The sequence below is a fragment of the Bacillus sp. REN16 genome (assembly GCF_020731355.1).
Classification (GTDB): domain Bacteria; phylum Bacillota; class Bacilli; order Bacillales; family Bacillaceae_L; genus Ferdinandcohnia.
Genome location: NZ_JAJFZK010000010.1, coordinates 21,469 through 34,775, shown reverse-complemented (window position 1 = coordinate 34,775; position 13,307 = coordinate 21,469). Strand labels below are relative to the sequence as shown.

11 protein-coding genes are annotated in these 13,307 nt (G+C 37.8%); 8 read left to right on the top strand and 3 right to left on the bottom strand.

The features are described from left to right. The first annotated feature begins 148 nt into the window (after positions 1-148). Positions 149-1,420, top strand: a complete 1,272-nt coding sequence (locus tag LKW28_RS14930; protein ID WP_229141153.1) for a class I SAM-dependent methyltransferase — start codon at positions 149-151, stop codon at positions 1,418-1,420. Further along, positions 1,417-4,023 carry a metallophosphoesterase gene (locus LKW28_RS14925; protein ID WP_229141152.1) on the top strand — a complete coding sequence of 869 codons (2,607 nt, stop codon included), beginning with the start codon at positions 1,417-1,419 and terminating at the stop codon, positions 4,021-4,023. Before LKW28_RS14930 ends, LKW28_RS14925 begins: the two co-directional genes overlap by 4 nt. 285 nt (positions 4,024-4,308) lie before the next feature. Here LKW28_RS14925 and LKW28_RS14920 read toward each other — a convergent pair whose 3' ends face one another. After that, entirely contained in the window at positions 4,309-5,388 is a 1,080-nt protein-coding gene (locus tag LKW28_RS14920; RefSeq protein WP_229141151.1) for an NAD(P)/FAD-dependent oxidoreductase, read from the bottom strand. Between the two features lie 152 nt (positions 5,389-5,540). Between LKW28_RS14920 and LKW28_RS14915 the strand changes: the two genes are divergently transcribed. The 5 genes from LKW28_RS14915 to LKW28_RS14895 all read left to right on the top strand — a co-directional run bounded on the left by LKW28_RS14915 (position 5,541) and on the right by LKW28_RS14895 (position 10,458). Next, positions 5,541-6,383 carry an ABC transporter ATP-binding protein gene (locus LKW28_RS14915; protein ID WP_229141150.1) on the top strand — a complete coding sequence of 281 codons (843 nt, stop codon included), beginning with the start codon at positions 5,541-5,543 and terminating at the stop codon, positions 6,381-6,383. Further along, positions 6,337-7,257 carry an iron-hydroxamate ABC transporter substrate-binding protein gene (locus LKW28_RS14910; RefSeq protein WP_229141149.1) on the top strand — a complete coding sequence of 307 codons (921 nt, stop codon included), beginning with the start codon at positions 6,337-6,339 and terminating at the stop codon, positions 7,255-7,257. Before LKW28_RS14915 ends, LKW28_RS14910 begins: the two co-directional genes overlap by 47 nt. Before the next feature lie 66 nt (positions 7,258-7,323). After that, entirely contained in the window at positions 7,324-8,331 is a 1,008-nt protein-coding gene (locus LKW28_RS14905; protein WP_229141148.1) for a FecCD family ABC transporter permease, read from the top strand. Beyond that, entirely contained in the window at positions 8,328-9,338 is a 1,011-nt protein-coding gene (locus LKW28_RS14900) for a FecCD family ABC transporter permease (protein ID WP_229141147.1), read from the top strand. The genes LKW28_RS14905 and LKW28_RS14900 overlap by 4 nt, the downstream gene beginning before the upstream one ends. A gap of 346 nt (positions 9,339-9,684) precedes the next feature. Continuing rightward, on the top strand, positions 9,685-10,458 hold the full coding sequence (locus LKW28_RS14895; protein WP_229141146.1) for a DUF2935 domain-containing protein: 774 nt from the start codon (positions 9,685-9,687) through the stop codon (positions 10,456-10,458). Between the two features lie 204 nt (positions 10,459-10,662). On the opposite strand, the gene LKW28_RS14890 is transcribed toward LKW28_RS14895, so the two are convergent. Further along, positions 10,663-11,085 (bottom strand): hypothetical protein, encoded by a 423-nt coding sequence (locus LKW28_RS14890; RefSeq protein ID WP_229141145.1) that lies wholly within the window; start codon positions 11,083-11,085, stop codon positions 10,663-10,665. Positions 11,086-11,374: 289 nt separating this feature from the next. On the opposite strand from LKW28_RS14890, the gene LKW28_RS14885 reads away from it, so the two are divergent. After that, positions 11,375-11,659: a hypothetical protein gene (locus LKW28_RS14885; RefSeq protein ID WP_229141144.1), complete on the top strand. Its 285-nt coding sequence runs from the start codon at positions 11,375-11,377 to the stop codon at positions 11,657-11,659. Positions 11,660-12,004: 345 nt separating this feature from the next. Here the strand turns inward: LKW28_RS14885 and LKW28_RS14880 are convergent, their stop codons facing one another. Beyond that, a complete protein-coding gene (locus tag LKW28_RS14880) occupies positions 12,005-13,291 on the bottom strand; it encodes an arsenic transporter (RefSeq protein WP_229141143.1) in 1,287 nt (428 codons plus the stop codon). Positions 13,292-13,307: the final 16 nt, after the last annotated feature.

Here is a 13,307-nt window from a genome sequence, read left to right as displayed (position 1 = left end):
ATTGATTAGTTCAGATAAATTATGAAATTTACTAACACTCCTATTAGTGGTATGGTTGGAGCATTTATTATTAATATTAGTAAGAAGGATAATCTTAACTTCAATAGAATTTTACACATATAAGTTTATTTTTTTGGAGGTGTCTACAATGGCTGTTTTTCAAATACGATCTTCAAATCCAAGGTTTTCCTTTGTCGTAGGGAAAAATCCAAATTCAGGCATGTTGCTGAGAACTGTCCGTAAGGGAAAGATCTACGGTTGGTTTTCAGATAATCATACATATAATGTATATTTCAAGGATGCTGAAAATGAGGTTTCCTATCCAAAAGATAAAGATGAGCAGTTTGAATACTTAAATGTTTCTCGATATCATACACCCCTTTTTCCGCTTAATGTAGTGGCTGATTTATTTGCTTCAGCATCAAAAAAGCACCATGATGACGATACAGAGGGATTTGAGCACAAACTGATGGTGAATCTTGTTCTAGTTGAACAGACTCGGTATCTGCATTTTTTCAAATTACATTTTAAAGACTACGAATTATTTTGGGAGGAGGTTGCTCATCAAAACTATCGAATTACCATTAAAACAAAGAAATCACTTTATGAGCTCTTTAATTATAGCAATACCTTATTTCTGTTTTTGTCTTTAATGAACCGCATTTATTTTGACATCACGAATGAAACTATTGAAAAATATATCCGCAGCATTAATGTGATAGATGCCCCTTTTTTCATTCGTTATTTGTTTGTCAGAAACGTGCTTACAAAAAAAGAGAAATTCCGCCGATACAAAGGACTCATTGAAGAAACATCACGGTATACAATTGATTTTGCCTTTGGTAATACCGCAATCCAACGAAAAGACTGGATTACACAGCAGCTTGAATTTCAATTGCCAATCATCGATGTCGGCTGCGGTGAGGGTGCCTATTCCATACCGTTTAGTAAAGAAATTGTTCCCCGTCTTGTCCATTCGATTGATATTGATGAGGCAGCATTGTTAAAAGTATCGGAAAAAGCACAACGCCATGAGATTTCAAATATTATTCTTTACGAATCTATTGATCATTTTCTTGCAAACTATACAAAGGATTTAGCCGATGTTCTCTTAACAGAGGTAATCGAGCACATGGATAAAAAGTCTGCTGAAGAATTGATTTTAAAAATAATTCAACATGTGAATTGTCATAAGCTGATCATTACGACACCTAACCGTGATTTTAACCAATTTTACAATATAGAATTACGTCATCATGACCATCAATGGGAAATGAATGAACAAGAATTCAAAAGCTGGATTCAATCTTTCATTCCACCTGACTGGAACTACTCTCACCATGGGATTGGTGACAATGTGAACGGGATTCATACAACTCAAGGATTAGTATTAACTAGAAATGCTGGTGAATTCAAATGAAAATCGAGACGAAATTACATACGATTTATCTTTTGATCGGTCCGACCGAATGCGGGAAATCAACGTTTGCAAAAAATGTATTGATCCCTCAATTACAATTTTATGATGAAGAAAAAAATTACCGGAGTAATGTCCAATACCTGTCTAGTGATGAGATACGGCAGGAGATTCTCGGCTTTCCTTATGATAAATATGATTCAATGATGATGGAGTCGTCTGCCCAAGCGTTTGACCTGCTTTTTCATAAGCTAATGGCTGTGACGAGCTTTCCTGTTAATGCTGATTTTGTAATTGTCGATACAACTGGTCTTGCAGATGATTTTCGAAAAAAAGTCGCGGCAATAGCAAAGGAAAATCACTATCGCCTAGAAGCTATCGCTTTTGATTACAAAAATATGAAAGACTATTTCGCATCTGATCGCAGTAAAAAGGTGATTGCAACACATGTCAACCGAATGCGACGTGACGTGCTGCCCACTTTAAGGCGCAGTGACTTCGATGACATCCATCGAATTCATGAAAAAAACTTTCTACATACCACTGCCTATGAAATTGTCGTTGAGAACATACAAGAATATGTAAATCATATACTTCCTCAAAATTATTTTTACATCATCATTGGGGATGTTCATGAGACGCTTGCGCCATTACAACAAATGATTACTTTGCACGGATTTACAATTCTTGATGGTAAAATTCAGGAAACTTCAAAGAGTGGCAATAAAAGATTTGTGCTAATTGGCGATTTTATCGATAAAGGAAAAAATACAAAAGCGACCATTGAGTTTCTTTATCATAATCGAGAATTCTTTTATTTTGTTAAAGGAAACCATGAAAACTTTGTTTCGAAATATATAAATGGCGAAATTCAAAATGTGGATCCACAATTACTAGAGAACTTTTTTACTTCCATTCCTGTCTTAGCTGCTGATCTTGAGCTGCAATCTAAGTTTCAGGTTCTTGTGGATGTATCCTGTGATTTTTATCGGTTTATCGGTAAGAAGAATAACAGCTTTTACCTGACTCATGCCCCTTGTCATAATCAATATATAGGAAAAATGGATGCAACTTCACGTCGTCATCAACGCCGGTTTGCAACTAATTTTGAGGCAGATATCGAAGAGCAGCTTCGCTTTTTAGAAAAAGAAAGTGGGAGTAATTTTCCCTACCATGTATTTGGTCATGTGGCCACAAAAGAAGTGGTCCGCATGAAAAATAAAATCGGAATCGATACAGGTTGTGTATCAGGGAATGCCTTAACAAGTTTGACTTTGCAATCATATAAGCCATTATTTAAGAGTGTCCCTTCTTCCGACAAGACTGCAAACGAAGAACCAGAACTTAGTGGAGATAATACTCCATTTTCTAACGAGTTACCGGCAGCCTTTTCCTCCAAGGCAAAGAAAGTAAAGCTCATTGAATTAAGTGAAAATGACCAAAAACGACTAGATTACATCCTTCAGAACAAAGTAAATTTCGTCTCTGGCACGATGAGCCCTGCCGATAAGGACTTTCGTACAAATGAACTGGAAAGCTTGCCGAAGGGATTAGATTATTTCAAAGAAGCTGGCGTAAGTGAAGTAGTCCTTCAACCGAAGTATATGGGCTCCCGCTGTAATATATATTTGTCTCAAGATGTAGAGAAATGCAATGCAGTGAGTCGAAATGGCTATAAAATTACACATATTGATTTAACACAGGTGTTCTGCCAACTCCAAGCAAAATTTTCGACATTGATGGATGAAAAAGCAATCGATATGATCATATTTGATGGTGAGCTGCTCCCTTGGAATGCACTTGGAAAAGGGTTAATTGATCAGCAGTTTGATGTCGTTGCCAAGGCCCTTGAAACAGAAATTGGCTTTTTGAAAGAATTCGGTTTCGAAAACCATTTCTTGGATGTAGTAAGACGATACGAATCCAGCGGGTTTGAGGAAGCAATGTCCAGAAATTCGAAAAAAGACTTAATTGCACATTTTGGTATGAACGATTATCAAACGTTCAAAGATTTAAAGGAAATAATCGATACAACACATACCTTGTCTGAGCAGGAGAAATCCTATTTACTATTTCGTAAGCAGTTAGATCTTTATGCAAAGGATCAAGAGCTAACATATAAACCATTTTCTATTTTAAAGGTGGTTTACTCAAATGGTAATGAGGAAATTCCGGTTATGAAGACTTCGGAAATGTTCTCTTTTATAAGTGATGATGAATACATGATTGTGAATCTACAAGATCCGTACGACAATGCCTTAGAATTTTTCAAAAAGCTAACGTTTGAACGCGGTATGGAAGGCGTAGTCATTAAGCCAGAAGTACCAAAGGTTAATCTTGTCCCGTTTATGAAAGTACGGAACCCCGAATATCTTACACTTGTGTACGGATATGATTATCGGTTTCCACACAAATATACAAAGCTTATGAAACAAAAAAACATTAAGAAAAAAATCCAAAAATCGTTAATCGAACATAAATTGGGGATGAAAATGCTTCAAACCCGACTTGATGAGATTGGCCCAGAAAACTTGGAATACAAGCAAACCGTCGCAAATCTAATCTTTGAAGAAAGCCAAGAACAAGATATTGATCCACGATTGTAGGAAAATTTTAGCCCGGATCACAAGGTTCCACACTTTCGGAGGGGGATTAAGGTAAGCACACAGGCTGATATATAGACGGAGAAATTCCGTCTATTAAGTAATTAGGATCAAAAAATGCTTAAATAGACGGAAAAATTCCGTCTATTTTTTTAAAAAGAGCAAAAATGGAGGTTTTTTTTAAGCATTACCGGAAAAACTTCCCTTATTTACCCCGAAACGCGCTCCATTCTACATTTAACAGGAGGATTTCCGCTTATTTTGCCATTTGTTTGTTCTTCATTGCTCTTATTTTGACGTACTTATTTTTTCATATGGGTAATTCAACATCCTGTTTACTAATTCCCGATTCCTCTGCTTAAATACTTCATTATGGGATGAAACCATTGCTGCTTCATTTGCATCTGGTTCAATATATTTTTTTGCTTTGTTTACAGCATTTGCTGCATCCTGGAATGCACCTGCGATTAAGTTTACTTTTCCATCGTATTTGATAATATCCCCTGCTGCATACAGCCCCTCTACAGACGTTTCACACTGAGGATTTCCAGTTATATAAAAATTTTCAAGCATCTCAATTTCAAGTTCACTGTTTTCCAGCAAGGATGCATCTTGTTCAAAACCATGATTTATGACGACTTCATCAACCGATAAAGAATGGATTTCACCCGTTTCGTGATTTGTTAATTCTACACAGCTAATTTCATCTCGATGATTAGCCGCAACTAGCTTTGTAATAGACGTATTCAACAAGCATTCTGCTGTACTATTTAGTAGATTCGTAACTTGTGATTCATGTCCAGTCAAACTCGCCTTCCGATATGTAACATATACTTTCTTCGCTATCGGTACCAATTCATTGGCCCAATCAATCGCCGTATTCCCTCCACCTGAAATAATAACGGTCTTATCTTTAAAATACTGAAGAGATTTGACGGTGTAATGAAGATTTGATACTTCAAACCGTTCGGATCCCTGAATATTTAGCTTTTGGTGCTTTAATATACCACTCCCTACCGCAACAATTACTGTTTTGGAATAATGCTCCTGACCAGAGGCCGCCTTCATAACGAACAATCCTTCTTTATTTTTGGCAATCGAAATGATTCTTTCATTTAGTACAACAGTCGGATCGAATGTTAGACCCTGTTCAACAAGCTGCTCAATCAACTGTGCACCGGAGAGAGGCGGCAGCCCCCCTATATCCCATATCATTTTCTCAGGATAAATATGTATTTTCCCGCCTAAGTAAGGTTGAAAATCAATTATTTTTGTTTTCATTTCTCGTAAGCCACTATAGAAAGCAGAGTAGAGACCCGCTGGTCCTCCGCCAATAATTGTTACATCATAACATTCAATTCCCTGCATCCACAACACTCCTCTTATATTATCCTAATCATTCAAAACACTTTTAAAAATCTAGTTGACAATGATTCTCAATAGAATTATAGTGTCATTATAACTTACATTGATAATGATTTTCAATATCAATATTTAAATTTTACAATTGGAGGAATAATATGGTTCGCCTTTTTACAAAGGATCTGCAGATTGGCTATGGTGACCGCTTAATCGTTAAGGATTTGAGTATTGAAATTCCCGACAAAAAAATTACAACGATTATTGGATCAAATGGCTGTGGAAAATCGACTCTTTTGAAAGCGATGACCCGTGTCATCCCCCATCAATCTGGTTCGATTATTTTGGACGGAGAAAGCATTTCAAGGGAAAATACTAAAAAACTTGCAAAAAAATTGGCTATACTCCCTCAAAATCCTGAAAGCGCCAGTGGCTTGACAGTGGGAGAAATCGTTTCCTACGGACGCTTTCCCCATCAAAAAGGTTTTGGTCGCTTAAACAGTCATGATATAGAGGTGATCAACTGGGCGCTCGACGTTACGGGCACAGCCTTTTTTAAACATCACCCTGTTGATGCACTGTCTGGCGGACAACGCCAACGTGTTTGGATCGCAATGGCCCTTGCACAGGAAACGGAGATCATTTTTCTAGATGAACCGACAACATACCTTGATATGGCACATCAACTTGAGATTTTAGAGCTTTTACAAAAGCTGAATCAAGAGCAGAACCGAACGATTGTAATGGTTCTTCATGATTTAAACCATGCTGCAAGGTTTGCTGATTACATAATTGCCCTAAAATATGGTCAAATCGTAAAAGCGGGAACTTCTGAAGAGGTGATAACGAATAAAGTCTTAGAAGAAATATTTCATATCGATGCTCTAATCGGGAAAGATCCTAGAACAAATAAGCCTATGTGCCTTACTTATCATTTATTAAAAGGAGAAAAATCAAATGAAGAAACTACTTATCCCCTTTCTACTAATCTTGTTACTATTTAGTCTAATCGCGTGCGGCGCGAAAACGAAGGAAAACGCAAGCAGCAACAACAATGAATCAACATCATCAGATATGATTACCTATCAATCCGAGAATGGGCCGGTCGAGGTGCCCGCTAATCCACAGCGTGTGGTTGTACTTTCCACCTTTGCAGGTAATGTTCTAGCATTGGATGTACCAGTTGTTGGCGTTGATTCTTGGTCTAAAGGAAACCCCCTTTATAAGTTAGACGGTGTCGAGGAAGTAACCGATGAAAACCTTGAAAAAATAATTGAACTAGAACCGGATTTAATTATTGGGCTCTCAACAATGAAAAACGTAGATAAATTGAAAGAAATAGCTCCTGTTGTTACTTTTACATATGGAAAATTAGATTATCTGACCCAGCATTTAGAAATTGGGAAGTTAGTAAACAAAGAAGCGGAAGCTAAGGAATGGATCGAAGACTTTAAACAACGTGCTCAAGAATCCGGTGAAGAAATAAAGGCTAAAATCGGTGAAGATGCGACAGTTACCGTTATTGAAAACTTCAATAAGGAACTTTATGTCTTTGGTGACAACTGGGCTCGTGGTACAGAAATTCTATATCAAGAAATGAAGCTGAATATGCCTGAAAAGGTAAAAGAAAATGCATTGGAAGCCGGTTTTTATTCGCTGTCTCTTGAGGTACTGCCAGAATTCGTCGGTGACTATTTAATTGTTAGTAAAACAGAGGGAACTGAAACTTCCTTTATGGAATCCGAAACCTATAAAAATATTCCAGCTGTTAAAAACAATCAAGTCTATGTTGCGAATGCAAAGGAATTTTATTTCAATGACCCAATCACCCTTGAACATCAGTTGGAATTTTTCACCAACTCATTTCTAGGTAAGTAATTAGATATGAGGAGTTCTTACAAAAGAATTCCTCTTCTTTTATTCTGAAAAGGAAAGATGAGATTAATGACAAAATACACAAACTCAGTTCCATTTATGGTGAAATTTATCATAAGTATACTGCTTTTCATAAGCGTATTTATTCTTTCATTAGTTTTTGGTGCAGCCGAAACTACATTGAAGGAAGTATGGTTGGCTCTTTCAACGAACTTGAAAACGGATACCATTATTATGATTCGTGAAATCCGCCTGCCTCGAGAAGTAGCTGCTATATTTGTTGGCGCTGGCCTTTCGGTAGCCGGTGCGATTATGCAAGGTGTAACAAGAAACCCTCTAGCTGACCCAAGTATCCTTGGATTAACTGCTGGGGCGAATGCAGCACTTGCCTTAACAATCGCATTGATTCCGACTGCTAATTACTTTACGATCATGGTTGCCTGCTTTTTTGGGGCTGGGATTGGAACAATATTGGTCATCAGTATTGGTTCCGCTAAAAAAGGGGGATTTTCTCCACTTCGGATTGTGTTAGCTGGAGCAGCTGTGTCTGCCTTCCTTTATGCAGTTGCTGATGGCATTGCGCTTTATTTCAACATTTCTAAAGATGTTTCAATGTGGAGTGCAGGTGGTATAATCGGAACCACTTGGGCTCAGCTTCAAGTCATTGTTCCTTTTATCATCATTGGTATTTTAGTTTCGCTTTTTCTCTCGAGACAGCTTACGATTCTTAGCTTAAATGAGGAAATCGCGATTGGATTAGGTCAAAAAATTATGCTAATTAAAGTGTTATTATTCATTATTGTGATTATGTTAGCTGGCGCATCTGTTGCACTTGTTGGAAATCTTGCCTTTCTTGGCTTGATGGTTCCTCATATTGTAAGAGCGATCGTTGGGACAGATTATCGGTATATCCTCCCGATGTCAGCTGTTGCTGGCGCGACTTTTATGGTGTTTGCAGATACAGTTGGGCGAAATGTAAATGCTCCCTTTGAAACACCAGTGCCTGCGATTGTTGCCATTATGGGGCTTCCCTTCTTCCTTTTCATTATACATAAAGGAGGGAAAGCATTTTCATGATTCAGCCAAATTTACTTACCAAATATCGTTTTTTACTGATTGGAACCTTTGTAATGATTATCATTACAGCTGTCATTAGTATGGGATTAGGTTACTCCTCCCTGTCTTATAGCAGACTTATTCCAGCACTGTTAGGAGAGGGAACCTTTAAAGAAGAATTTGTGTTATTCTCTGTACGCCTGCCACGTATCGTGATCACACTCCTTGCAGGAATGGCGCTTGCCCTTTCTGGGGCTATTTTACAAGGAATCACACGGAATGATCTAGCAGATCCTGGCATCATTGGGATTAATTCTGGGGCAGGTGTAGCCATTTCGGTCTTCTTTTTGTATTTCCCGATTGATGCAGGTTCATTTATTTATTTACTTCCTGTCGTAGCATTTATCGGTGCCCTGATAACGGCATGCTTTATTTATCTATTTTCATATCGCAAAGGTGCGGGTTTACAGCCAGTAAGGCTCATCTTAATCGGCGTTGGATTTTCAATGGCGTTGTCTGGCACAATGGTGCTCCTTATTTCCTCGTCCGATCGTGAAAAAGTAGACTTTATATCCAGATGGCTGGCAGGTAATATATGGGGCACAGACTGGCCATTTATTCTTGCCCTCTTACCATGGTTGCTTGTGTTGATTCCCTTTACTTTATTTAAAGCGAATCGCTTAAATATCCTTAATTTAAGTGAAACAACGGCAATCGGGTTAGGGATTTCCATTGAAAAGGAAAGACTCGTTTTACTAATAACAGCAGTTGCTTTAGCCGCTGCGGCAGTATCTGTTACAGGCGGAATTGCCTTTATCGGTTTAATGGCTCCACATATCGCAAAAGCATTGGTCGGAGCGCGCCATCAACTATTTATACCGATTGCTGTACTTATTGGCGGGTGGCTTTTATTATTCGCTGATACAATCGGGCGCAACATGGCAGAACCGGAGGGTATTGCTGCTGGAATTATGACGGCTCTCATAGGTGCACCCTATTTTGTTTATCTTTTGCTTAAGAAATCATGATTTTTTTAAAAACTGTTTATCTTTAGTTACCCACTAAGAGTCCTTGCAAGGCTTATATGGGCTTGTTGGGTGGGTAATATCAGTGATTTTGTAAACCGATTACTTATAATTTAGGTAGTATTTTCAATCATATTTAATCAAATCCCCACAACAGTAGTTGCTAATGGATGAATAGACTATTTTCAAATTACAACATAGGACAAAAACATGATGAATATAATCCTTACTGTTAGTTGTGTCATGCAGCCATGTATTAAAACGCCTGAATTGAAATGATTATCATTAGGGACCAATTCGGGTGTTTCATTTACTTGGCTATCACTTACTTACAAGGAGGGGTTGGGTTATGGCGTATACGGATAACTATGAAAGGGATGCCTATGGGATTATCGCTTTTTGGTTACGGAACGATTATGACCACGGACGGTTTTTTGATAGAGAAATAAGTCATTATGAAACGGAATTGGCCCGTGCAAACCTTAATAATATTCAGCGCTTGGGAAAAGTATGGGAAAAGGCCGCCAAGAAACAGGGTGATATCGGTAACTTAATAAATGAAGCCCAACATGCTACCCGTGAATTTCACAGCCTTCTCGCCTATACAATGGACAAATCCTTGCATTGTGAAGTTATTATCTCTACGCCGGTGTCTTTGATAGACCACATGGTACGGGAAGCGGAAGAGTCCCAAAGGGTTTTTAAATTAATTGAAAGTGGTGCCAAAATTTCACCCTCCGACGCTATCATACACGAATGCGTCTTTTGGCTAAGGCAAATGGCCGATCATTTGGGCTATATACGTCACTATCTCGATATTTCAAATTATGATTTAAATTTTCAGGTTACAATGATGATGCAGAAATTTGAACGGTTACTTATGCAAGCAACGGCACTACAGACCATGATACGTACACCACGAAATGAAACACTTCCGGTTCTAACACAATTTAAGAAGATGATAATTAAAGAAGCCAAGAGTTTGGAAAGTTTTAAATTGGAGTTGGATGATTTAATCAAACAATGTGCGGCTGTTACAACATCCCCACCTGACCTGTTGGAACACATCGCCAGAGAAGCCCATCATTTATGGAGAAACTTGGAGGAAGAAAGAATCACATGATCAACAATCATGTGTGGCAAGTAATTTTGCTTTAAAATACCTAAGAGATACAGACTGAAGACTGTTGAAAACCATATGAGAGTATGTCAAAGGGGCCTTCTTAATAATGTAAATAAGCAAAGTGTGCAAATAAGAACCCATATCGAAGGAACCAGCGTAATGGGTTCTTATATTTCGTATTTAAAAATAGGCCTTGTAGGTAAATCACCAGTGGAATTGATACCCAACTGGGCCATACATATGACTAGGCATAAATACATTAGGGTGGCCACCCCATTGTTGCCACTGCCCACCACCCATAATTGGACCATGTCCTTGCTTCCATTGGCCCATTCCATAGACCTGGTTACCGCCATGTTGCCAAGGGAAAGATGGAATTGCATAGACAGGACCAAAATTCCCCATTAGTTGGTTCTGGTCAAACAATGTTGGAGGTATCTGACCTATATTCCGTTCCTCACTTTGTCCTCCCTGATTGGCTAAACCCTTAGGTGTTGGCGCATCACTTTGACCCGTGCCACTTCCATTTTTCCATGGAAATGAAGGTATGGCATAGACAGGACCAAAACCATTTTTTAGTTGATTTTGTCCAAACAAGGTTGGAAATTCATTATGATTTTTAGCCATTTTCATTCTCCTTTTCAAGATATCATCCCATCTTATTCACCCAGCATTTATTTGGGTAGAAAGTTTATAAAAATGGGCAAATCCATAATGGGGTTACCGCATACATGGACAAGATTCACCCGTATTTACCCCAAAAATATTGGGAATAAATAGTTGTAAGTGAAAATAACATTTTTTATCCGTTTTGGGTAAAAATATTTTTAGCAGCTTTAATTTTATTGAAAATCCCTGATAAAAGCGAAAAATAAGAGTAATAGATCCCAAAATGTTGGGAATAGGTGTGATTGGCATGGTTGAAAAAGGATTAAGTGAACAAGAGTGGATCCATAACTATCTCCAAGGACGTGGAAATCCGTTACCCTTAGTACTTGGTACGAGAGGTACTTGGGGTATAAATGGTGAAACGGCCATTATCTTAGTAGCCTTCACAATGCCAGATATTGAAGTTTTACGGGATATACATAATGCGACAATGAACCCAATCAGAAAAATGAAATATAGGGGCGTTACGTATTTTGCTGTCAATATACTTGATAGAGAGCAAGTTATTAATTTGATTGAAGAATGGAAATAACCTAACCCTATGCGGGGTTCTTTTTAACCCAGCTACCATCATAGAAAAATGTTGCCCGTTATATCCGGGTATCGCCTTCATTAAAAGCTTTTTCCGATGACTTTTCATTGAATCTTGTCGTGTATGGGTCACTAAATCCATGTTGTCCCAAAAGTTTATATACTTTGACATTCTTTTTGTCTAAATTTAAAATGAGCTTGTTGATTAATACTTGTAGATCTCGTGTACAACAATGAATAAGTTATCCGATTTTTCAAGTATTTGAAGCATGGTTATTCCCCTCACAAGTGGTTCTTCTATTCATTCAAAGCGACAATCCCTTACCCTCTTGGTAATGCAAATAGATTAAAATATTAATAATGATACATACAACCCGATTAATGTGATGAAAAGGGTCGGTATTGTAAGGATAACTCCGATTTTACAATAGTAACCCCATGTAATTTTAACATCTTTTGTTGCTAAAATATGTAGCCAAAGGAGGGTAGCAAGTGAACCAATAGGTGTTATTTTGGGTCCTAGGTCACTTCCGATTACGTTTGCATAAATAAGTGCTTCCTTCCCAATTCCAGTAATGTCCGTTTCTGCTATCGCTAATGAATTAATCATGACTGTCGGTAAATTATTCATAACAGATGATAAAATAGCTGCAGTAAACCCCATTCCAATAGTAGTGACAAACAGTCCCAGTTCCGCAATTTCCTCTATAAGAAAAGCAAGAAAACTTGTCAATCCAACATTTTTCAAACCATATACCACAACATACATTCCGATAGAGAAAAATACAATCGCCCAAGGTGCACGTTTTATAATCACTACTGTGTCAATAATCGGACTACTGCGTGCAAAAAGCAAAAATATAATGGCAACCGTCCCGGCTATAATGGATACAGGAATGGAGAAAGCTTCACTTACAAAATAACCTGCGATTAGGAAAACCAATACAACCCATGACATACGAAATATTCTACTATCCTTGATTGCTTCACTAGGCTTCTTTAAATGAGCCATATCAAAATGGTTTGGGATATCTTTACGAAAAACTAAATAAAGAACAAGCATACTTGCCCCCAAACTAAACAAATTTGGAAGAATCATATACATCGCATACTTGAAAAAACCAATTTGGAAGAAGTCTGCCGAAACAATATTGACGAGGTTACTAATTACAAATGGCAATGATGTGGTATCTGCAATAAATCCTGAAGCCATAATAAAAGGCAGGTACATCTTTCTCTTAAAACCCAGGGAACGGACCATTGCTAAAACAATTGGAGTCAGAATAAGTGCTGCACCATCGTTTGTAAAAAAGGCAGAAACAATTGCCCCTAGGATAGTGATTAAAAAGAACATCTTTAAACCATGCCCATTAGCAAAGTGAGTCATATGCAATGCCGCCCATTCAAAAAAACCAATTTTATCAAGCACTACAGAGATAATTATCAATGCTATTAATGTCAATGTAGCATTCCAAACCATTCCTGTAACATTTAATACATCTTTAACAGATACAACACCCACAATTAGAGCCAGGAATGCCCCTGTACAAGCAGACCAGCCAATTGATAGACCCTTCGGCTGCCAAATGACCAAAACCAATGTTAGTAAAAATATGATGACTGCTAGATACATATATAGACTACTCTCC